Annotated in this window: 21 protein-coding genes; 15 read left to right on the top strand and 6 right to left on the bottom strand. The window is 71.2% G+C overall.

Annotated elements, in window-relative coordinates; all coding sequences use genetic code 11:
* The first annotated feature begins 39 nt into the window (after nt 1-39).
* From soxC to H8N03_RS12870, 9 genes are all read left to right on the top strand, one after another.
* On the top strand, nt 40-1,392 hold the full coding sequence (gene soxC, locus H8N03_RS12910; protein WP_354005129.1) for a sulfite dehydrogenase: 1,353 nt from the start codon (nt 40-42) through the stop codon (nt 1,390-1,392).
* Nucleotides 1,376-2,443, top strand: coding sequence for a c-type cytochrome (locus H8N03_RS12905; RefSeq protein WP_187076601.1), 1,068 nt, complete (start codon nt 1,376-1,378; stop codon nt 2,441-2,443). Before soxC ends, H8N03_RS12905 begins: the two co-directional genes overlap by 17 nt.
* 72 nt (nt 2,444-2,515) lie before the next feature.
* Nucleotides 2,516-2,971 (top strand): thiosulfate oxidation carrier protein SoxY, encoded by a 456-nt coding sequence (gene soxY, locus H8N03_RS12900; RefSeq protein WP_187076600.1) that lies wholly within the window; start codon nt 2,516-2,518, stop codon nt 2,969-2,971.
* A gap of 24 nt (nt 2,972-2,995) precedes the next feature.
* Nucleotides 2,996-3,307, top strand: a complete 312-nt coding sequence (gene soxZ / locus H8N03_RS12895) for a thiosulfate oxidation carrier complex protein SoxZ (RefSeq protein WP_187076599.1) — start codon at nt 2,996-2,998, stop codon at nt 3,305-3,307.
* Nucleotides 3,308-3,356: 49 nt separating this feature from the next.
* Nucleotides 3,357-4,157, top strand: a complete 801-nt coding sequence (gene soxA, locus H8N03_RS12890; protein WP_187076598.1) for a sulfur oxidation c-type cytochrome SoxA — start codon at nt 3,357-3,359, stop codon at nt 4,155-4,157.
* A 13-nt stretch (nt 4,158-4,170) separates the two neighbouring features.
* Entirely contained in the window at nt 4,171-4,827 is a 657-nt protein-coding gene (gene soxX / locus H8N03_RS12885; protein ID WP_187076597.1) for a sulfur oxidation c-type cytochrome SoxX, read from the top strand.
* A gap of 76 nt (nt 4,828-4,903) precedes the next feature.
* The gene (soxB, locus tag H8N03_RS12880; RefSeq protein WP_187076596.1) at nt 4,904-6,640 is read left to right on the top strand and encodes a thiosulfohydrolase SoxB; all 1,737 of its coding nucleotides are present in this window, start codon (nt 4,904-4,906) and stop codon (nt 6,638-6,640) included.
* Between the two features lie 217 nt (nt 6,641-6,857).
* Nucleotides 6,858-7,976, top strand: coding sequence for a YeeE/YedE family protein (locus H8N03_RS12875; protein WP_187076595.1), 1,119 nt, complete (start codon nt 6,858-6,860; stop codon nt 7,974-7,976).
* Nucleotides 7,977-8,060: 84 nt separating this feature from the next.
* A complete protein-coding gene (locus H8N03_RS12870; RefSeq protein WP_187076594.1) occupies nt 8,061-9,032 on the top strand; it encodes a Bug family tripartite tricarboxylate transporter substrate binding protein in 972 nt (323 codons plus the stop codon).
* A gap of 19 nt (nt 9,033-9,051) precedes the next feature.
* Here the strand turns inward: H8N03_RS12870 and H8N03_RS12865 are convergent, their stop codons facing one another.
* Nucleotides 9,052-9,249, bottom strand: a complete 198-nt coding sequence (locus tag H8N03_RS12865) for a hypothetical protein (protein ID WP_187076593.1) — start codon at nt 9,247-9,249, stop codon at nt 9,052-9,054.
* A gap of 245 nt (nt 9,250-9,494) precedes the next feature.
* On the opposite strand from H8N03_RS12865, the gene H8N03_RS12860 reads away from it, so the two are divergent.
* The 4 genes from H8N03_RS12860 to H8N03_RS12845 are packed head-to-tail and all read left to right on the top strand — an operon-like array spanning nt 9,495 to nt 12,575.
* Entirely contained in the window at nt 9,495-9,728 is a 234-nt protein-coding gene (locus H8N03_RS12860; protein WP_187076592.1) for a hypothetical protein, read from the top strand.
* 35 nt (nt 9,729-9,763) lie between these two features.
* A complete protein-coding gene (locus H8N03_RS12855; RefSeq protein ID WP_187076591.1) occupies nt 9,764-10,813 on the top strand; it encodes a tellurite resistance/C4-dicarboxylate transporter family protein in 1,050 nt (349 codons plus the stop codon).
* Nucleotides 10,810-11,220 carry a PAS domain-containing protein gene (locus H8N03_RS12850; RefSeq protein ID WP_187076590.1) on the top strand — a complete coding sequence of 137 codons (411 nt, stop codon included), beginning with the start codon at nt 10,810-10,812 and terminating at the stop codon, nt 11,218-11,220. Before H8N03_RS12855 ends, H8N03_RS12850 begins: the two co-directional genes overlap by 4 nt.
* On the top strand, nt 11,217-12,575 hold the full coding sequence (locus H8N03_RS12845) for a hypothetical protein (protein ID WP_187076589.1): 1,359 nt from the start codon (nt 11,217-11,219) through the stop codon (nt 12,573-12,575). The genes H8N03_RS12850 and H8N03_RS12845 overlap by 4 nt, the downstream gene beginning before the upstream one ends.
* Here the strand turns inward: H8N03_RS12845 and H8N03_RS12840 are convergent.
* Genes H8N03_RS12840 through H8N03_RS12820 form a run of 5 tightly spaced genes read right to left on the bottom strand, consistent with a single transcriptional unit; the run spans nt 12,551 to nt 17,647 of the window.
* Nucleotides 12,551-14,782, bottom strand: a complete 2,232-nt coding sequence (locus H8N03_RS12840; protein WP_187076588.1) for a patatin-like phospholipase family protein — start codon at nt 14,780-14,782, stop codon at nt 12,551-12,553. The genes H8N03_RS12845 and H8N03_RS12840 overlap by 25 nt on opposite strands.
* Before the next feature lie 9 nt (nt 14,783-14,791).
* Nucleotides 14,792-15,349: a lipid-binding SYLF domain-containing protein gene (locus tag H8N03_RS12835; RefSeq protein WP_187076587.1), complete on the bottom strand. Its 558-nt coding sequence runs from the start codon at nt 15,347-15,349 to the stop codon at nt 14,792-14,794.
* Between the two features lie 19 nt (nt 15,350-15,368).
* The gene (locus H8N03_RS12830) at nt 15,369-16,133 is read right to left on the bottom strand and encodes a DUF2092 domain-containing protein (protein ID WP_187076586.1); all 765 of its coding nucleotides are present in this window, start codon (nt 16,131-16,133) and stop codon (nt 15,369-15,371) included.
* Nucleotides 16,134-16,145: 12 nt separating this feature from the next.
* Nucleotides 16,146-16,772: a response regulator transcription factor gene (locus tag H8N03_RS12825; RefSeq protein WP_187076585.1), complete on the bottom strand. Its 627-nt coding sequence runs from the start codon at nt 16,770-16,772 to the stop codon at nt 16,146-16,148.
* The gene (locus H8N03_RS12820; RefSeq protein ID WP_187076584.1) at nt 16,769-17,647 is read right to left on the bottom strand and encodes a sensor histidine kinase; all 879 of its coding nucleotides are present in this window, start codon (nt 17,645-17,647) and stop codon (nt 16,769-16,771) included. Before H8N03_RS12820 ends, H8N03_RS12825 begins: the two co-directional genes overlap by 4 nt.
* Nucleotides 17,648-17,758: 111 nt before the next feature.
* On the opposite strand from H8N03_RS12820, the gene H8N03_RS12815 reads away from it, so the two are divergent.
* Nucleotides 17,759-18,994, top strand: a complete 1,236-nt coding sequence (locus tag H8N03_RS12815) for a hypothetical protein (RefSeq protein ID WP_187076583.1) — start codon at nt 17,759-17,761, stop codon at nt 18,992-18,994.
* Between the two features lie 19 nt (nt 18,995-19,013).
* On the top strand, nt 19,014-19,940 hold the full coding sequence (locus H8N03_RS12810; RefSeq protein WP_187076582.1) for an HAD family hydrolase: 927 nt from the start codon (nt 19,014-19,016) through the stop codon (nt 19,938-19,940).
* Nucleotides 19,941-19,944: the final 4 nt, after the last annotated feature.

Genomic DNA, 19,944 nt, shown 5'->3' with positions numbered 1-19,944 from the left:
CGGCGAACAATGCAGTTCGATGCGGGAGCCGACTTGACCATCCCACCAGCCGCCGGACGCCTCCTCAAGGCACCGGAACACTTCATCGATCCCGCCGGCGTGAAGCAGGTCTTCGCGGAGGCCAAGGAAGGCCGGCGCGATTTCCTGCGCGGCGCCTTCGCGGCCGCCGCCGCGGGCCTCGCCACCGCCACCGCCGGCGCGCGTGCGGCCACGGCGCCGGCCGACGGCGACCCGAACATCCTGGAGCTGCCGGAACACTCGAAGGGCCTGGGCCAGGCCGTCGTGACCGACGGCTACGGCAAGCCCTCGAAGTACGAGCGCAACGTCCAGCGCCGCCAGAGTCCGGGGCTCACGCAGACCGCGCAGGCCTCGGTCTCCTTCGCGCCGCTGCAGTCGCTGTTCGGCATCGTCACGCCGAGCGGCCTGCACTTCGAGCGCCACCACCAGGGCTGGTGGGACATCGATCCCTCGAAGCACCGCTTCATGGTCAACGGCCTGGTGAAGACGCCCAAGGTGTTCACCATGGACGAACTGATGCGCCTGCCGGCGGTGTCGCGCTTCCACTTCATCGAGTGCGGCGCCAACACCGGCATGGAGTGGGGCAACGTCGCCGTGCCGACCTGCCAGTACACGCACGGCATGCTCTCGTGCAGCGAGTTCACCGGCGTGCCGCTGATCACGGTGCTGCAGATGGTGGGCGCGGACCTGAAGAAGGGCCGCTTCCTGCTTGCCGAGGGCGCGGACGGCTCCTCGATGACGCGCACCATCCCGATGGAGCTGATCGAGTCGGGCGAGGTGCTCCTCGCGTACGGCCAGAACGGCGAGATGCTGCGCCCGGAGAACGGCTATCCGCTGCGCCTGGTCGTGCCGGGCGTCCAGGGCGTGAGCTGGGTGAAGTACCTGCGTCGCGTGGAAGTGGGCGACCAGCCCTGGGCCACGAAGGACGAGACCGTGCACTACGTGGACCTGATGCCCGATGGCAAGCACCGCCAGTACACCAGCATCCAGGAGTGCAAGAGCGTGGTGACCACGCCCTCGGGCGGCCAGGTGCTGCTGGACAAGGGCTTCTACAACATCACCGGCCTCGCGTGGTCGGGCCGCGGCAAGGTGCGCAAGGTGGACGTGTCCGTCGACGGCGGCCGCAACTGGCGCCAGGCACGCCTGCAGGACCCCGTCATGAGCAAGTGCCTCACGCGCTTCAGCCTCGACTGGGTGTGGGACGGCAAGCCCACGATCATCCAGAGCCGCGCGACCGACGAGACCGGCTACGTGCAGCCCACGCAGCGCCAGCTGCGCGGCGTGCGCGGCACGCGCTCGATCTATCACAACAACGCCATCCAGTCGTGGCTGGTGACCGAGAGCGGGGAGGTGAAGAATGTCCATGTCTCGTAAGCCCCTGCTCGCCGCCGTCCTCGTGCTCGCCGCGATCGGTGCGCAGGCGCAGGAGCGCTTCCCCGGCATCGGCCGCGCCGCCACGCCGGCGGAAGTGAAGGCCTGGGACATCGACGTGCGCCCGGACTTCCAGGGCCTGCCCAAGGGCTCCGGCTCCGTCGCCAAGGGCCAGGACGTGTGGGAGGCGCGCTGCGCGAGCTGCCACGGCGTGTTCGGCGAATCCAACGAGGTGTTCAACCCGCTCGTGGGCGGCACGACCGAGGAGGACATCAGGACCGGCCGCGTCGCGAACCTCACGCGCAACGACTATCCGGGCCGCACCACGCTGATGAAGGTCTCCACCGTCTCGACCTTGTGGGACTACATCAACCGCGCGATGCCCTGGAACCAGCCCAAGTCGCTGTCGGTGGACGAGGTCTACGCCGTGACGGCGTACATGTTGAACCTCGGTCGCATCGTGCCGGACGACTTCGTCCTGAGCGACGCGAACATCGACCAGGTGCAGAAGCGCATGCCGAACCGGAACGGCATGACGACCGCGCACGCGATGTGGCCGGGCAGGCAACCTGCCGGCGCCGCGAAGCCCGACGTGCTGGCACAGGCCTGCATGAAGGACTGCCCCGTGGAAGGCAAGCTCACCTCGCAGCTGCCCGCCTTCGCGCGCAACGCGCACGGCAACCTCGCGGAGCAGAACCGGCTCGTGGGCGCGCAGCGTGGCGTGGATACCACCCGCGCCGAGGGGGGAGCCCCTGCGCAGGGCATGGCACCCTCCGCCGCGACGAAGGTCGCCGCCGCGGGGCCGTCGCAGATGCCGGTGGACCTGTTGCAGAAGAACAGCTGCACCGCCTGCCACGCGCCCGACCGCAAGCTGGTGGGACCGAGCTGGAACGACGTAGCGAAAAAGCATGCCGGAAAGACCGACTACATTGCAGGCAAAATCCGCACTGGCGGTTCCGGCACCTGGGGCCAGATCCCGATGCCGCCGCAGACGATTTCCGCGGACGACGCAGGTCGCATCGCGCAATGGCTGGCCGGCGGCGCCGCGCCCTGAGAGGGATATCCCCTAATCGAGACCCCCGCCGAACAAATTAGCATCGGCTTAACTATCATCTGGAGAGCAGCAATGCAGAATCGACGTGAGACCCTGCGCCAGTCGCTGGCGGTCGCCGGCCTGCTGGGCGCCACCGGACTGTTCCCGCAGTTCGCGTTCGCCTTCAACAAGACGGCGTTCGACGCCAAGAGCATCGCCGATGCCGTGAAGGCCTATGGCGGCGCCGCGCCCGCCGAGAGCAAGGACGTCACGCTGACGGCTCCCGACATCGCCGAGAACGGCGCCGTGGTGCCGATGGCCGTGGCCTCGTCGCTGCCCAACCTGAAGCACCTGCTGGTGCTGGTGGAGAAGAACCCCAGCGCGCTGGTCGCCAAGTTCGACGTGTCCGACGCGGTGGAGCCGAACTTCTCCACGCGCGCCAAGATGGGCCAGACCTCCGACGTGTACGCGGTCGCCATCACCAAGGACAACAAGGCCTTCTTCGCGAAGAAGGAAGTCAAGGTCACCCTCGGCGGCTGCGGCGGCTGATCGAAGAGAACACAGGAGATTCCCATGGCAGATCCGATGCGCATCCGCGCCCAGGCGCAAGGCGACAAGGCCGTCGTCCGCGTCCTCATGAGCCACGAGATGGAAACCGGCCAGCGCAAGGACGCGAGCGGCAAGGTCATCCCCGCCTGGCACATCAGCGAAGTCACGGCCACCCACAACGGCAAGCCGGTGCTGTCCGCCGAGTGGGGCCCCGCCGTCGCGAAGAACCCCTTCCTGCAGTTCACCATCAAGGGTGCCAAGGCCGGCGACAAGGTGGCGGTCACGTGGAAGGACAACCGCGGCGACACCCGCACCGACGAAGCCACCGTCAGCTGACCACGCTGCGCGCGCCAGGCAGTACAGAACGAGAGAGAAGGAGACCCCGATGCGCATGATCCCCAGCCTCGCCGCGGTGGCGCTCGCGCTGGCCGCCGGTGGTGCGGCCGCGCAGAAGAGCGCCACGCAGGCCATCGACGAATACCGTGCCATGCTCGCCGACGGCAACCCCGCGGACCTCTTCGAGATGAAGGGCGAGGAGCTGTGGAAGAAGAAGCGCGGCCCGAAGAACGCCTCGCTCGAAGCGTGCGACCTGGGCAAGGGCCCGGGCGTCGTGAAGGGCGCGTTCGTCGAGTTGCCCCGCTACTTCGCGGACACGGGCAAGGTGCAGGACCTCGAGACGCGCCTCGTCACCTGCATGGAACGCCTGCAGGGCTTCAACGGCGCGGAAATCGCGAAGACGCCGTTCGGCAAGGGCGAGATGGCCAACGTCACGGCGCTCGCCACGTACGTCGCGGCGGCGTCGCGCGACATGCCCTTCGCCGTGCCGCAGTCGCACCCGCAGGAGAAGGCCTTCTACGAGGCCGGCAAGCGCCTGTTCTTCATGCGCGGCGGCACGCACGACTTCGCGTGCGCCTCCTGCCACGGCGAGGACGGCAAGCGCATCCGCCTGCAGGACCTGCCGAACCTCACCAAGAACCCGGGCGACGGCGTCGGCTTCGCGGCCTGGCCCGCCTACCGCGTGTCGAACGGGCAGATGTGGAGCATGCAGCTGCGCCTGAACGACTGCCTGCGCCAGCAGCGCTTCCCGTATCCGGAGTTCGGCGCCGACGCGCTCACCGCGATCTCCACCTACCTGGGCGTGAACGCGCACGGCGCCAAGTCGTCCGCGCCGTCGATCAAGCGCTGAAGAGGACCGCAGGATGAAGAAGACCCTCTGGACCCTGGGCGCGCTGGCGCTCGCAGCCGCCGTCGTGGGCTGCAACTCCCTCCCCATGGGCGGCATCGACGCCGACAAGCTGACGCAGGAGATGGTGCGCACCGGCTTCCGCAGCGAAGGCATCGCGAAGGTCGAGCGCGTGACGCAGACCGACGAGACGCTGCAGCTTTGCAGCGCGGCCGACGCCGCCGGCAAGCCGCTCGCTCCCGAAGTCGCCAAGCGCATCGAGGAAGCGAACCTGAAGACGATCAAGTGGCCGAGCGACGGCAAGTTCCTCGGCGACTGGAAGCAGGGCGAGCAGATCGCGCAGAGCGGCCGCGGCCAGACCTGGACCGATGGCGCGAACGCGGCCAACGGCGGCAACTGCTACAACTGCCACCAGATCTCCAAGGAGGAGATCTCCTTCGGCACCATCGGCCCCAGCCTCTACCACTACGGCAAGCTGCGCGGCGTGAGCGACCCGAACAGCGCCGCGGCGAAGCCGATCGTGGAATACACCTGGGGCAAGATCTGGAACGCGAAGGCGTACAACGCCTGCTCCAACATGCCGCGCTCCGGCCACATGGGCAACCTGACCGAGACGCAGGTGCGCCACATCATGGCGCTGCTGCTGGACCCGGCCTCGCCCGTCAACAAGTAAGGCGCGGCCCGCCGCACCACGGGCCCGGGCGCGACCCGGGCCTTTTTTTCCTTCAAATATCAGTCGACACGGAATCATGAACCTGTCCAAGCGCGAGTTCCTGCAGGTGATGGGCGCGGCCTCGGTCGCCGGCATGGGCCTGGGACGCTGGGCGAACGCCGATGCCCAGGTGGCGGCGAACGCGCTGTACGACGTGCCGCGCTTCGGCAACGTGTCCTTCCTGCACATGACGGACTGCCATGCGCAGCTGAACCCCGTCTACTTCCGCGAGCCGAGCGTGAACCTCGGTGTCGCCGGCATGCACGGCCGGCTGCCGCACCTGGTCGGCGAGCAGCTGCTGAAGGCGGCGAAGGTGCCTGCGGGCTCGGCGGAAGCGCATGCGCTCACGTACCTCGACTTCGAGACGGCGGCGCGCCGCTACGGCAAGGTGGGCGGCTTCGCGCACCTCGCGACGCTCGTCAAGCGCATGAAGGCGAGCCGCCCCGGCGCGCTGCTGCTCGATGGCGGCGACACTTGGCAGGGCTCCGCCACCGCGTTGTGGACGAAGGGCCAGGACATGGTCGACGCCGCCAAGCTGCTCGGCGTGGACATCATGACGGGCCACTGGGAGTTCACGCTGGGCATGGACCGCGTGAAGGAGATCGTCGAGAAGGACTTCGCCGGCAAGGTCGACTTCGTCGCGCAGAACGTCAAGACGACGGACTTCGGTGACCCCGTCTTCAAGCCCTACGTGATCCGCGAGATGAATGGCGTGCCCGTCGCCATCATCGGCCAGGCCTTCCCGTACACCCCGATCGCGAACCCGCGCTATTTCGTCGCCGACTGGGAGTTCGGCATCCAGGACGAGAACCTGCAGAAGCAGGTGGACGAGGCGCGCGCCAAGGGCGCGAAGGTGGTCGTCGTCCTGAGCCACAACGGCATGGACGTGGACCTCAAGATGGCGAGCCGCGTGACCGGCGTCGATGCCATCCTCGGCGGCCACACGCACGACGGCATGCCCGTCGCCACGCTGGTGGAGAACAAGGGTGGCAAGACCATCGTCACCAACGCCGGCTCCAACGGCAAGTTCCTCGGCGTGCTGGACTTCGACGTGAAGGGCGGCAAGGTCGCGGACTTCCGCTACCGCCTGCTGCCCGTGTTCGCGAACATGCTGCCGGCCGATGCGCAGATGCAGTCGCTCATCACGAAGATCCGCGCGCCCTACGAGGCGAAGCTCGCCGAGCAGCTCGCGGTGACCGAAGGCACGCTGTACCGTCGCGGCAACTTCAACGGCTCGGGCGACCAGCTGCTGCTGGACGCGCTGATGGACGTGCAGGGCGCCGAGATCGCGTTCTCGCCCGGCTTCCGCTGGGGCACTTCGCTGCTGCCGGGGCAGGCGCTCACGCGCGAGTGGCTGATGGACATGACGGCCACGACGTACTCGTACGCCACGGTCGCGCCCATCAGCGGCGAGATGCTCAAGACCATCCTGGAAGACGTGGCCGACAACCTGTTCAACCCCGACCCGTACTACCAGCAGGGCGGCGACATGGTGCGCGTGGGCGGGCTGCAGTACACGATCGATCCCACGGCCGCGATGGGCCGCCGCATCACCGACATGCGCCTGGGCGGCAAGCCCATCGAAGCCTCGCGCAACTACAAGGTCGCGGGCTGGGCGCCGGTCGCCGAAGACGCTGCCAAGGCGGGCAACAAGCCCGTGTGGGAACTCGTCGAGCAATGGCTGAAGGCGCGCGGCGGCAAGGTCACGGCGCGCAAGGTCAACGTGCCGAAGCTCGCGGGCGCGGTGCCGAATCCGGGGTTGGCCGAGGGGTGACGCGGCGGCGGGGGGCGGGCCGAAGGGAGCGGGAACGGACAGCCGAACGCAGAGGTCGCAAAGATGACGCAGAGGTCGCAGAGAAGACAAGGAAAGACCTAGAAGGATTTCCTCTGCGACCTCTGCGAATCCTCTGCGACCTCTGCGACCTCTGCGACCTCTGCGTTCGGCTGTCCGCCTTTTTCGCGGCCCTCGCCGTCGCTCCTAGAATCCCCGCATGACCCCCGCCGAGCTCCAAGCCCTGAACCAGCAGGTGCTGTGGGCGGCGTTCGGCGTCGCCTTCGCCTTCGGCGCGCTGGTGCAGCGCACCGGCTTCTGCACGATGGGCGCCGTGAGCGATGCCGTCGCGATGGGCGAGTACACGCGCCTGCGCCAGTGGGCGCTGGCCGCTGCCGTCGCCACCTTCGGCTTCGCCGCGCTCGCCGCGGGCGGCATCCTCTTGCCGCCGCAGACGCTCTATGCCTCGACGCGCTGGCTGTGGCTCTCGGCGCTGTTCGGCGGCGCATTGTTCGGCTTCGGCATGGTGCTGTCCTCGGGCTGCGTCAGCAAGACGCTGGTGCGCGTGGGCGGAGGCAGCCTCAAGTCGCTCGTCGTGGTGCTCGTGGCTGCGATCGCGGCATTCGCCACGCTGCGCGGCCTCACGGCGGTCTGGCGCGTGAACACGGTCGACCGCGTCGCCGTGGACTTCGGGGCGAACGCGGACCTCGCGACGCTGCTCGCGCGCGCGACGGGCATGGGATCGACGGGTGCCGCCCTCGCGGGGGCGGCACTGGTGGGCGGCGCGCTGCTCGCCTTCGCGCTCGCCACGCGCGAGGCGCGCCGGCCGCACAACCTGCTCGCCGGGGCGGGCGTCGGCGCGCTGGTGCTCGCCATGTGGTGGGTGACGGGCTCGCTCGGCCACCTCGCGGAGCATCCCGAGACGCTGGAAGAAGCCTGGCTCGCGACCAATTCGCGCCGCGCCGAAGGCCTCAGCTTCGTGTCGCCGACCGCGTTCGCCCTCGACTGGTTGATCTTCTTCAGCGACGCGAGCAAGCGCCTCACGGTCGGCATCGTGTCGGTGCTGGGCGTCGTTGCCGGTTCGGCCGTCGTGGCGCTCGCACGCCGCCGCTTCCGCTGGGAAGGCTTCGCCAACACGCCCGACCTCGGCCACCACCTCGCCGGCGGCGTGTTCATGGGCATCGGCGGCGTAACCGCGCTCGGCTGCAGCATCGGGCAAGGCGTGACGGGCCTCTCCACCTTGAGCCTCACCAGCCTCGTCGCCGCCGCGGCGATGGTCTCCGGCGCCGTGGCGGGCGTGAAGTACCAGATGTGGCGCCTCGAGCGCGACACGGGCTAACGAGCACACACGATCCGCGTCTCCTTCGCTAGCATGGACCGGCCCCGCCGCGCGGGGTGGCATTACGAACAAAGGAGACATTCCATGCACCGTCGCATCCTGCTGGGCGCCTTCGCCACGCTGCTCGCCGCCGGCACCGCCGTCCACGCGCAGGCCCAGTGGCCGGCCAAGCCGATCACCTACATCGTCCCCTTCGGCGCCGGCGGCACCACCGACGTGCTCGCGCGCCTGGTGACGCAGAAGGCCGGGCCCGCGCTGGGCACCAGCTTCGTGATCGAGAACAAGCCGGGCGCGGGCGGCGGCATGGGCTCGGACTTCACCGCGAAGGCGGCACCGGACGGCTACACCATCCAGGGCGGCACGATCAGCTCGCACGCGATCAACGTGAGCCTGTATCCCAAGCTGCCTTACGACCCCGTCAAGAACTTCACGCCGATCACCATGATCGGCTCCATGCCGAACATCCTCGTCGTGCGGGCCGACAGCCCGTACAGGAGCGTGCAGGACGTGATCGCCGCGGCGAAGGCGAAGCCGGGCACGATCAACTTCGCGTCGTCCGGCAACGGCACGTCGCAGCACCTCTCGGGCGTGTTCTTCGAGCAGCTCACGGGCGGCAAGATGGTGCACGTGCCCTACAAGAGCAGCGCCGAGTCGCTCACCGCGCTGATGTCCGGCCAGGGCGCGGACATCATCTTCGAGAACCTCGCGCCGGCGCTGCCGCACATCCAGGCCGGCAAGCTGCGCGCGCTGGGCGTGACCTCGGCGAAGCGCTCCTCCAGCCTGCCGGAGGTGCCGGCGATCGCCGAGGTGCTGCCCGGCTTCGACATCGTGTCGTGGCAGGCGATCTTCGCGCCCGCCGGCGTGCCGAAGCCCGTGGTGGACAAGCTGGCCGGCGAGATGATCAAGGCCGTCAACGACCCGGAGATCAAGGCGAAGCTGGTCGCGCAAGGCATCGAGCCGGGCGGCATGTCGCCCGCGGAGCTCGCGGCCTTCCAGAAGTCCGAGGTGGAGAAGTGGGCCCGCGTGATCAAGGCGGGCAACATCAGGATGGAGTGAGCGGCCGGGCCTGGCGCTGCTAGCGGCCCTCCCGGGCCACCAGTTCCAGGTCCTCCGGCGGATACGGTTCGTTCTGGGTGCGGCCGTCCGGGCCGACGGATGCGCACAGGACGGTGGTGGCCGAAGCGGCGCGCACGGTCATGAGGTGCGCCGGGCTGCCGCGCAGCAGGCGCACCGTGTCTCCCGGCCGGAATTCCTTGTGTTCGTCCAAAACCATGTCGTCCGCGTGTGCCGCCATTCTGCGCGGGCAGCGCGGCCATGGCATCCGAAACAGCCCTCGCCCGCGGGGCGGCGGCGCGTCCGCGCAACGCCCGGCGCGGCCCTTTCATCCTTTCGGCGTATGCGCGTGGCGCCCCAGCCGTCCGGAAGGGCTAAAGGCGTCCTACAGCAACATGGGCCGCCCGGGCAGCACGCGCCGCCGCCGCCGCCCGAAGAATGCGGGGCAGTGACAGGGAGCATTCCATGGCCGACGAAGCAGATCTCGCATTCGATTCCGAGCAGCGCCACCTGACGCATGCGCTCGCCGCGCAGCGTTCGCGTGGCGGCGCCTTGCGCGCCGTGGGCGCCTGCCACCACTGCGGCAACGAGGAAGGCATCGCCGATCGCCTGTTCTGCGACAGCGACTGCGCCGCCGACTGGGAGTACGAGGACAGCCTGCGCCGCCGCCTCGGCCTCGCGGCCCCGCCACTGCACTGAGCGGCACGCGCGCGGATCGGGCCTATAGTTGCCCGATGCGCGCCGCCAGGACTTTCGCCGCGCCCGTCGCCGGGCTCTCGCCCGCCAATTTCGCCATCGTCATGGCGACCGGCGTGATCGGCGTGGATGCCCAGCAGCAAGGCTACGACGTCCTCGGCGAGGTGCTGCTCGCCATTGCCCTGGTGGCGTGGCTGGCCCTCGCCGCGATGAGCACGGGCCGCCTGCTCTGGCACCGCGAGCACCTGCTGGCGGACCTGCGCAGCCACCAGCGCGCACCCGGCTTCCTCACCACCGTCGCCGGCACGTCCGTGCTCGGCAGCCTGTGGCTGGTGCTCGGCCTGCCCGTCCAGGCCAGCGCACTCCTCTGCGCCCTCGCGCTCGCGCTGTGGCTCGTCCTCACCTACGGCATCCTCATCGCGCTCACGCTGCAGCGCGACAAGCCTGCGCTCGCGGACGCGATCAGCGGCGCCTGGCTGCTCGTCGTCGTAGCCATGCAATCGATTGCCATCCTGGCCGTGCTCCTCGCCGCGCACGCGCAGCAGCCCGCGCGCCTGATGCTGAATTTCCTCGCGCTCGCCATGTGGTTCTGCGGCGGCATGGTGTACGTGTGGCTGATCTCGCTGATCTTCTACCGCCTCGCCTTCTTCCGCTTCGGCCCCGAGGACCTGGCGCCCACCTCCTGGATCAACATGGGGGCGATGGCGATCTCGGCGCTGGCCGGCGCGCAGCTGGTGCTGAACGCACCGGGCGCGCCTTTCCTCTCCTCGCTGCTGCCGGTGCTGCAGGGCGGCACCGTGCTGTACTGGGCGGTCGGCACCTGGTGGATCCCGCTGCTCGCGGGCCTGGCGCTGTGGCGCTACGTGCACCGCCGCTATCCCCTGCGCTACGAAGTGGGCTACTGGGGCGTGGTGTTCCCGCTCGGCATGTATTCGGCCGCGACGCAGCAGATGGCGCAGGCGCTGGGCGTGCGCTTCCTCCTGCCGGTGGCGCGCGGGTTCTTCTTCCTCGCGGTGGCGGCCTGGCTGCTCACCGCCGCGGGGCTCGTGCGGCAGTGGCTGCGGGCGAACGAGAGGAGGGCGACGTGAACGGACTGGCGGACTGGATCCTCGAACAGACCACCGATGCGGTCATCTACGCGGGCCGCGACGGCAACATCGCGCGCTGGAACGCGGCGGCGGCGGCGCTCTTCGGCCATTCGGCCGAAGAGGCCATCGGCCGGAGCCTGGACCTCATCATCCCGGAACACCTGCGCGCGGCGCACTGGAAAGGCTACGACGCCGCGATGGCGTCCGGCCGCACGCGGCTCGCGGGTCGTCCCGCCGTGACGCGCGCCGTGCGCAAGGACGGCGGCAGGATCTACGTCGAGATGACCTTCGCCGTGGTGCGCGACGACGCGGGCGCGGTCGTGGGATCCGTCGCGATCGCGCGCGACGTCACCGAGCGCGTGCAGCGCGAGCGATCCGCGGCCAGCCCCGCGCCGCCCGCGCAGTGAGCCCGGAGGAAGTCCTCGCCCGCGCACTGGAGCGCGCCGCGCGCCGCTACCGCATGCCGCCGCTGCCGGCGGATGCGGACGCCGCCGCGGCCGCCGGCACCGACGCCGCCCTCGCCTTCGCGATCGAAGCGGTACGCATGGGAAACGCGGCAACGCAGGAGCGCGAGCTGTTCACGCGCTCGCTCGCGCGGCTCGTCACGCAGGCCCTGGCCGGCGACGCGGCCTTCCAGGCGCTGGTGCTGCGCGAGCAGGACGCACAGGTGGCCACGTTCGTGGAACTCGCGGCAGGCGAAGCCGCCGACCGCAGGCGCGTGGCTTCGCTCGTCGACGCGTTCGCGCACCCGGGCAAGCTGCGCGGGCGTGCGCCGGATGCGCCGGGAGAGGGGCTCGCAGCCTTGCACGCGCTGGCGCGCGCAGGCGAGTGGCAGGCCTTGCGCACGCAGGCGCGATCGCTCGCAGGCGGCGATGCGGACGATGCACTGCGCGCCCAGCTCGCCACGGTCCTCGCCGACCCGGCGCTCGCCCGCCTGCTGCGTGCAGCCGGCCTGCGCCAGGCGCCTGCCGTGCAGCGCTACCTCGCACTGCTCGCCGCGCAAGGGCCGCTGGCGGGCACGGAAGCCGCCGCGCAGCGCGGGCGCGAAGCGGCGCGTGCGGGCGACGCCGTCGAGGCGCAGGTGTTGCAGGCGTTCGCCACGATCGCGGGCTGGATGGACGCACCGCATGCGCGCCGCCATCGTGCCGCGCAAGGGCTGCGCCCCGCCGGCGGCTTCCCGCCCGCGCCGCACGGTGCCAAGGACGAATGGGACGTCGCCCTGCTGCGGGACGATGCGGCGGGCGCCTGCGAGCTCCTGCTCCTCGCCGAATGCAAGGCAGCGCCTGCGGCCGCCGCGAGCGACTGGCCGCGCCTCCTGGGGGGACTGGCGCACCTCGCGCAGGCGGCACCGGACGAAGACGTCCTCTTCGCCGCCGGCACCGAGCGCTTGCGCGTGCACGGCGCCTCCTTGCGCGCACTCGCTCCGCGCGATGGTGCCATTCCCCCGCAGGTGTTCTACGCGTGCTGCGTGGAGGAACAGCGCGTGCCGCTGCTTTCCGCGGCCGCCCGCGCCCTGCTGCTGCAGGAGCGCGCGTGCATCGCCTTCGCGCGCGAGCTCGCGCAAGGCACGCAGCCGGCACCGGAGCAACTGCAGCCCGTCTTCGAGGCGCTCGCCCGCGAGCGGCGCCTGCGCCCGGTGCTGCTCCAGGACGACACCGCACGCCGCGCGCGCGAGGCCATGCTGCATCCCGCGGACCTGCTCGCGGCCGCCGCCGAAGCCTTCGGCGTGCCCGGGGCTCAGGGCCGGCCGAGGAACACGTAGAAGCTGTCGTAGCCCTTGCTCGCGCGGCCGTAGCCCAGGTACAAGGGACCGATCGGCGTGTCCACTCCCAGCAGCAAGGCGCCCGCGCGCAGCGTGCCGAGGTCGTTGCCGGGCAGCAGCGAGCGGTTCATGCGGCCGATCTCCAGCGAGGCGCCGGCATACACGCCGTCCAGCAGGCTCCAGCGCTGCACGCGGTTGTAGTAGACGACGCGCGCGAAGCGCAGGTCCTCGCCGATCAGCGCTCCCGTGGGCAGGCCCGACACCTGCAGGAAGCCGCCCCACTGGAACATCTCCGGCGGCGGCAGCGGGTCGCTGCCCACGCGGCGCCCCAGCTTCGCGCTGAAGCTGAACGTGTGCTCGCCGACGGAGTGCACGTAGCTGCCCGAGGCCTCCAGCCGCGCGTAGTTCGCGTCGCTGCCGAGCGACTTGCGGGCGCTGGCGAAATCGAAGCTGGCCGCATACCCCGCCCGCGGGAAATTCAGGCTGTCCAGCTGGTCGAGCAAGGCACGCACCGTGAAGCGCGTGCTGTCCAGGTGGCCGCGCGAGGTGTCGATGACCGCCGGGCCCGTGTCCACCGAACTGCGGTGCCGCGAGCCCTCGACGCCCAGGCGCACCTCTCCGTAGCGCGTCAGCTGCGCGCCGAGGTCGATGCCGACGACCGACTCGCGGCCGTCGAAGATCGCGATGCGCTGGTCGCCGCGGAACACGTCGGTGCTGCGGCGCTCGATCGCGGCGTGCGGCGAGACGAACAGGCCGGGGCCGCGCTGCAGCGGCTGGTAGAACTCCGTCGAGAGCCGGCTGCTGCGGCCCAGCTGGGCGTCGATGCGCCACTCCGCCCCCAGCGCGTTCAGCCAGGTCCGGCGGTAGCTGCCCAGGAGGTTGAAGTAGGCGTCGCCGCTGAAGTCGCTGGAGAGGCCGAGGCCGAAGCGCAGGTAGTTCGGCCCCCAGCTCTTTTCCACCGCATCGACGTTCAGGATGCGCTTGCCCGGCTCCTCCAGCAGCGAGTAGCTCACGTGCTCGAAGTCGCCCGTGCCGAAGAGGCGCTGCATGTCGCGGTCCAGCACCTTCTGGTCGATCGCCGCGCCTTCGCGCGTCTCGAGCGAGTGGCGCGCGATCTCCGGGTTCACGCGCTGCATCGCGTTGAAGCGGATCTCGTCGACCACCAGGGCTTCCTGCGACGGCACGGCCTGGCGGCGGCCGCTCCAGCGGGCATAGGCCAGCGGCGCCATCGCCAGCGGCGCGAGCTGCGAAGCCACGGCGCGGGTGGCGGCCTCGCCCGGTCCCACGGCATCGGGCAGGCGGTCGAAGTCGCTCGCCGAGAAGCCCTGCAGGTCCGGCAGGATCAGGATGTCCGTGGGCTGCAGGCTGGCGAGCGAGGCCTGGACGTTCTGCTCCGTCAGGATGTTCACCATCTGCGCGGTGACGCCCAGGATGGAGTCGAGCTGCTCGGGCTTCAGCAGCGGGGTGCCCAGGTTCACGGCGATGACGACCTGCGCGCCCATCGCGCGCGCCACGTCCACCGGCAGGTTGTTCGTGAGGCCGCCGTCCACCAGCAGCCGTCCGCCCACCTTCAGTGGCTCGATCGCGCCGGGCACGGACATGCTGGCGCGCATCGCGGTGGCGAGCTCGCCCTCGCGCAGCACGACGGCCTTGCCGCTCGCCAGGTCGGTGGCGACCGCGCGGAACGGGATGGGCAGGTGGTCGAAATTGCGGAAGCCGCGCGTCTTGCTCAGCTCGCGCAGCACCGCTTCGAGCTGCACGCCGGAGACCAGGCCCTTGGGCAGCAGCAGCCCGTCGCTGCCCAGGCCGATCTCCGGCGCGGCCAGGTTGCGCGCGTCGTCGCGCTTGAGGCGCACCGCGCGTTCCTCGCGGGGCGGCAGCTCCTTGAACAGCAGGCGCGTGTTCAGCCGGCGCAGCACCTCCTCCATCTCCTGCACGGTGGCGCCCGAGGCATAGGCCGCCCCGACGATGGAGCCCATGCTCGTGCCGACGATGCAGTCGACGGGCACGCGCATTTCCTCCAGCACCTTGAGCACGCCGACGTGGGCGGCGCCGCGCGCGCCGCCGCCGGAGAGCACGAGGCACACCTTGGGCCGGTCGCTCGTGGCCGCAGGCGCGGCCGGCGCCTGCGCGGTGGCGGCGAGCGGCAGCACCGCGAGGGCCGCGATGCACAGGAAGGCGCGAAGGGGAACGACGCGGCGGTCCACCCGCCGCGCTCAGATCTGCAGGCGGCCGATCTTGGTGCCGTCCAGGCTGACGTTGGCCATGAAGCCCTGCTGGTTGCGCACCAGGCCGAGGATCGCCGGGCTGTTGCCCTTGTCGAGGCGCGCCATGCCGCCCGCGTCGACCAGCACCACGGACGCATCGCCGCCCACCGTCCATCCGTCGCTTTGCAGGAAGCGGTTCAGCGCGTCCTGCGTCATGAAGAAGATGAACATGGTGCGCGTCTGCGCGCCGGCCAGCAGGCCCACGGAGCCGCTGTTCAGCGAGTAGTAGCCGGTGCTGGTGTTGCCGCGGCGCAGGGCGCCGTAGCCGTGCGAGCCGCCGACCAGGAAGCCGGCGGTGAACACTTCGGGGAAGACGAGCATGGCCTGAGCGTTGGCGGCGACCGCTCGCGCGCCGGGCGCATTGGCGTAGAGGTCGGCCAGCGCGGCGTCGACCTGGCGGTCGATGTCGCTGCGCCTGGCGGCCGCCTGCGCGGCGTCGGGCTTCGTGGCGCAGCCGGCGACCGCGGTGGCGGCGCCGGCGAGGAGGAGGAGTCTTCTTGCGATCATGGGGTTTCCTTCCTGGTTCTCATCGCTTCGGCACGGCGATCTCCTTCACGCGCTGCAGGGGCACCGAGACGGCCCCCGGCGGCGGCGTGAACTTGAAGGTGCCGGCGGCCAGCGGCGGGTTGAGCGTCCAGTCGTAGTCGGCCATCGCCTGCGGGCGCGCCGGGTTGGCCGTGGCCGTCACCACGATGCGGCGCGGCAGCGGCTGCGCGCCGCGCTGGATCCACACCTGCCAGTCGCGGTCGCCCTGGCGGAACGCGTACTGGTCGCAGGCGACGCCGCGGATGGTGGACAGGCCGACCACGCGCGCCACCTGCAGCGCCGGTTTCTCGGCCTTCTCGTCGGCCCACACGAAGAGGTCGAGCAGCGGCAGTTCCACGGCGTAGTCCGCCTGCAGCTTCTTCCCCAGCTCGTGGATGGTGCCGGTGGCCGGCGCCTGCGCGTAGTAGCCGCTGGACTTGCTGTAGACGCTGAAGGTGCCGCCGTCGTAGACGATCTGGCGGTGGCGCCGGTCGCTGGTCTGCTCGGCGCGCACGTGGTCGGGCCGCGAGACTTCCATGCTGGAAACCAGGTCGTACCGCACCTTCAGGCCTTGCGGCAGGACTTCCTCCGAACTGGTGGCGCCCTTGACGCTGAAGGTCTTGAGCGTCTGCAGGTAGCGGCCCATGCGCGTGAGCGCGGCCATCGCTTCGGGTTCGATGGCAGGGCCCCCGGTGTCTGCCTGCGCGAAGGCGGGCGCGGCGGAGAGGAGGAGCGAGGCAGCGGCGGTGGCGAGGGCAAGGCGCATGGAGGCTCCGGCTCAGTGGGCGTGCGACAGGTGCGCGTCCTGCGCGTGGCGCAGCGTCTTGAGCAGCGCGGGCAGCGTGTCGACCTCCAGCGTGCGCATGATGCGGGCGCGGTCGGCCTTGATCGTGCGCTCGCTCACGCCGAGGTCGGAGGCGAGCTGCTTGTGCAGGCGGCCCGAGGCAATGCCTTCGAGCACGAGGTGCTCGCGCTGGCCCAGCGCTGCGATGCGGGCGCGCGCGACCTCGGTCTCGTGGCGCAGCGCGCGCATGCGCACGTCGTGCTGCACGGCATCGGCCACGGCCGCGACCAGCACGTCCTGGTCGACCGGTTTCGTGAGGAACTCGCGCGCGCCGGCGCGCATGGCCTGCACGCTCGCGCGGATGTCGTCGGCGCCGCTCAGGAACACGATGGGGTGCTCGTAGCCCGGATGCCGCGGCAGCGCGTCCTGCAGGTCGAGGCCGCTGAAGCCGGGGAGCTGCACGTCCAGCAGCAGGCAGCCGGGCGACGGGTCCGGGGGCGGCAGCAGGTAGTCGCCCGCGGCGGCATAGCACTTCGTCGCATAGCCCGCGGCAGCGAGCACGCGTTGCAGCGCGCCGCGCACGGCGGTGTCGTCGTCGATGATGTGGATGGTTCCGGTCATGGCTGCACCACGCAGGACGGGTTGAGGGAAGGGGGCCGGGCGGGAGCCGGCGCGAGGGGCGCCGCGGCCGCGCGGGGCAGGGTGACGGTGAAGACGGCGCCGCCCCCGGCGCGCCTGCGCGCTTCGATGCGGCCGCCGTGCGCCTCGACGACGCGGCGGGCGACGGCGAGGCCCAGGCCCATGTGGCCCTGGCGCGTGGTGTAGTACGGGGAGAAGAGCGTGTCGGGCCGGCGCGCGCCGAAGCCGTGGCCGCGGTCGCTCACCTGCAGCTCCACGCCGCCGGGGCTCGCGTGCGTGGCGACCAGCACGCGCCGGAAGGCGGCGGGCGTGTCCTGCATCGCGTCGAGCGCATTGGCCACGAGCTGCAGCAGCACCAGGTGCAGCTCGGAACGCTCCCCGGCCACGAGCGCGCTGCCCGGGCAGGGCAGCACCACGAGCTCCATGCCGCGGCGCTTCGCTTCGGGCGTGATCAGGTGCACCGCCTCCGCCGCCATGTCGTTGGCGTCGAAGGTCTCGCGGCTGCGATCCCGCGGCTGCAGGAGGGCGAGCAGCGCGTGCACGTTCTCGCGCGCCTGCGCCGTGCGCTCCCCGAGCTCCGGCAGCGCCTCCTGCAGCGCGTCGAGCCGCCCCTGCGCGCAGAGCGACTGCGCAGCGGCGGTGCGCTCGCCCAGGGCGTCCAGCGCCTGCGCGAGTTCCTGCAGGCCGGAGCTGCCGAGGGGACCCGCCAGCGCGAAGCCGCATGCGTGGGCGAGCTGGCGATCGAGCTGGCCCTCGCGTTCGCGTGCCGCCCGCAGCAGCTGCCACAGGCGCAGCAGCGCGGCGGCGCCGGCGAGCACGAGGGCGGCGATGACGGACCAGAGCACGGCGACTTGCATGCCGGGCATGTTCGGCCCGGCCGCGTGCCGCGGCCAGTTGGACAAAAGTCCAATAGGCCGCGCAGGGCCGCCTTGCGATCCTGCCGCCGTGGACAAGACGTGGCGCTCCCCATGACGACCGTGAACACCGCGCGCGAAGCCGCGGCCGACACCGGGGCAGCCGTGCCGCAGGGCCCCGTCGCGACGCTGCCGCAGGCGGAGGACCTCTTCATGGAGGGGCCCCCCATGCTGGTGGAGGCACGGCTGGGCCTGCTGCGGCCGGGCCGCATGCACACGGCGCGCCGCTGCATCGTGTTCGTCCTCCTCACCTGGGCGCCCCTGTGCGTGCTGACCGCGATCGACGGCACGCTGCTGCCGCGCGCGGACGGCATCGGCTTCCTCGCCGACATGGGCGCGTTCGCGCGCTCGTGGGTGGCGGGGCCGCTGCTGCTGTTCGCGGACGTCTACGCCGCGCGCGAGCTGAGCCGCATCGCGGGCCGCTTCGGCTGGATGTGCGAGATGTCGACGGCGCGCGAGGGCTTCGCGCGCATCGTGGAATCCACGCGGCGCCTGCGCGACGGCGCGCTGCTGGAGCTGGCCGTGGCGGCCACCGTGCTGGTGCTCGTGGTCACCATGGTCAACGGGCTGTCGCTGTCGCAGCTGCCGCTGTGGCATCGGAGCACGGCGAACCCGGAACGGCTGTCGGCCGCCGGCTGGTGGTATTCGATGGTGAGCCTGCCGCTGCTGCTGGTGCTGGTCGTGGGCTGGCTGTGGCGCCTGCTGCTGTGGACGCGCTTCCTCTTCCTCGTCGCGCGCCTGGAACTGCCCATCGTGCCCGAGCACCCGGATCGCGCCGGCGGCATGGGCTTCCTCGGCTACTCGGTGCGCGGCTTCGCCTTCGTGGCCGCGGCCTTCGGCGCCATCGTCGCGGGGGCCGTCGCCAACCAGGTCCTCCACAACGGCCTGCCCTTCACCAGCATGCGCTACCTGCTGGCGGGCACGGCGGCGGCCTGCGTCGTGCTGTTCTGCGCGCCGCTCTTCGTGTTCGCCCCGCGGCTCGCGGCCGAGCGGCGGCGCGGCATGCGCTCGTTCGGCCAGCTCTCCACTTCCTTCGGCCTGCGCTTCGCGCAGGAATGGTTCGCGCCCGGGCGCAACGTCGAGCGCGAGGTGCTCGATCGCGGCGATTTCTCCGCGGCGACCGACCTGTACCAGGTGGTGGACCGCGTGAAGGAGATGCGCTTCGTGCCGCTGGACCGCACGAACATCCTGATGCTCGCCGGCGCCACGCTCGTCCCCTTCGTGCCCGTGGCGCTGCTGGCCGTGCCCTTCGAGACCGTGTTCAAGACGGTCCTGGGCCTGCTGATCTGAAGGCCGGCCGCACGCCCGGATGCTCCAGGCCCCCGTCCTGCCTTCCTGGAACGACGGCGCAGCGCGCTCCGCGCTGCTGCGGCTGGTGGCGGCCGTGTGCGACGAGCATGGGCCGTACTACGTGCCGCCGCACGAACGCGTCGCCGTGTTCGCGCACGACGGCACGCTGTGCTGCGAGTTTCCGCTGCCCGTGCACGCGCTCTTCATCGGCACGCGGCTGGAGCAGCTGGCCGCGCGCCGGCCCACCTTGCGCGACCTGCATCCCTTCAGTGCCTTCCTGCGCGAGGACCTGCCGCGCGTGCACGGGCTGGGCTGGCGCGGCATCGTGCAGCTCGGGCTGGTGGTGCACGCGGGCCTGCCGCTGGACGACTTCGCCGAGCGCTGCGCCGCGTGGCTGGCGGCGGCGGCGCATCCGTGGCTCGGCCGGCCGCTCGCGAGTTGCTGCTACCTGCCGCAGCTCGAACTGCTCGCCTTCCTGCGCGCGCACGGCTTCACGCCCTTCATCGTGACCGCGGGCGATTCGGGCGTCGTGCGCGCGATCGCGCACCGGGTCTACGGCATCCCGCCGCACCAGGTGATCGGCACCTGCGCGCGCACGCGCATCGAGGACGTCGACGGCGTGGCGCAGCTCGTGAAGCTGGCGCAGGAAGAGCGCCACGTGGAAGGCGAGGAGAAGGTGCGCAGCATCGCCCGCCACATCGGCGTGCGGCCGCTGCTCGCCTTCGGCAACGCCGACCGCGACCTGGCCATGCTGCGCTACGTGGCGGCGGGCGCGGGGCCGCGGCTGGCGCTGCTGCTGCACCACGACGACGCCCAGCGCGAGTTCGCCTACGACAGCGGCTTCGCGCTCAACCCGCTGGACGAGGCGCTGGAACGCGCCGCGTCCCTCGGCTTGCAGGTCGTGAGCATGCGCAGGGACTGGCGCACGGTGTTCGGCCCCGCCTGAGGAC

Origin of the sequence: Ramlibacter cellulosilyticus (assembly GCF_014297465.1) — a bacterium.
Taxonomy (GTDB): Bacteria; Pseudomonadota; Gammaproteobacteria; order Burkholderiales; family Burkholderiaceae_C; genus Ramlibacter; species Ramlibacter cellulosilyticus.
This window is presented reverse-complemented; position numbering and strand designations above follow the sequence as displayed.

Coding starts and splice junctions, on each gene's coding strand:
- H8N03_RS12810 (WP_187076582.1), top strand. CDS start 19,014: ATGCTCCAGGCCCCCGTCCTGCCTTCCTGGAACGACGGCGCAGCGCGC.
- soxY (WP_187076600.1), top strand. CDS start 2,516: ATGCAGAATCGACGTGAGACCCTGCGCCAGTCGCTGGCGGTCGCCGGC.
- soxX (WP_187076597.1), top strand. CDS start 4,171: ATGAAGAAGACCCTCTGGACCCTGGGCGCGCTGGCGCTCGCAGCCGCC.
- H8N03_RS12820 (WP_187076584.1), bottom strand. CDS start 17,647: ATGCAAGTCGCCGTGCTCTGGTCCGTCATCGCCGCCCTCGTGCTCGCC.
- soxB (WP_187076596.1), top strand. CDS start 4,904: ATGAACCTGTCCAAGCGCGAGTTCCTGCAGGTGATGGGCGCGGCCTCG.
- H8N03_RS12905 (WP_187076601.1), top strand. CDS start 1,376: ATGTCCATGTCTCGTAAGCCCCTGCTCGCCGCCGTCCTCGTGCTCGCC.
- H8N03_RS12860 (WP_187076592.1), top strand. CDS start 9,495: ATGGCCGACGAAGCAGATCTCGCATTCGATTCCGAGCAGCGCCACCTG.
- soxZ (WP_187076599.1), top strand. CDS start 2,996: ATGGCAGATCCGATGCGCATCCGCGCCCAGGCGCAAGGCGACAAGGCC.
- H8N03_RS12830 (WP_187076586.1), bottom strand. CDS start 16,133: ATGCGCCTTGCCCTCGCCACCGCCGCTGCCTCGCTCCTCCTCTCCGCC.
- soxA (WP_187076598.1), top strand. CDS start 3,357: ATGCGCATGATCCCCAGCCTCGCCGCGGTGGCGCTCGCGCTGGCCGCC.
- H8N03_RS12815 (WP_187076583.1), top strand. CDS start 17,759: ATGACGACCGTGAACACCGCGCGCGAAGCCGCGGCCGACACCGGGGCA.
- H8N03_RS12865 (WP_187076593.1), bottom strand. CDS start 9,249: ATGGTTTTGGACGAACACAAGGAATTCCGGCCGGGAGACACGGTGCGC.
- H8N03_RS12875 (WP_187076595.1), top strand. CDS start 6,858: ATGACCCCCGCCGAGCTCCAAGCCCTGAACCAGCAGGTGCTGTGGGCG.
- H8N03_RS12835 (WP_187076587.1), bottom strand. CDS start 15,349: ATGATCGCAAGAAGACTCCTCCTCCTCGCCGGCGCCGCCACCGCGGTC.
- H8N03_RS12825 (WP_187076585.1), bottom strand. CDS start 16,772: ATGACCGGAACCATCCACATCATCGACGACGACACCGCCGTGCGCGGC.
- H8N03_RS12855 (WP_187076591.1), top strand. CDS start 9,764: ATGCGCGCCGCCAGGACTTTCGCCGCGCCCGTCGCCGGGCTCTCGCCC.
- H8N03_RS12870 (WP_187076594.1), top strand. CDS start 8,061: ATGCACCGTCGCATCCTGCTGGGCGCCTTCGCCACGCTGCTCGCCGCC.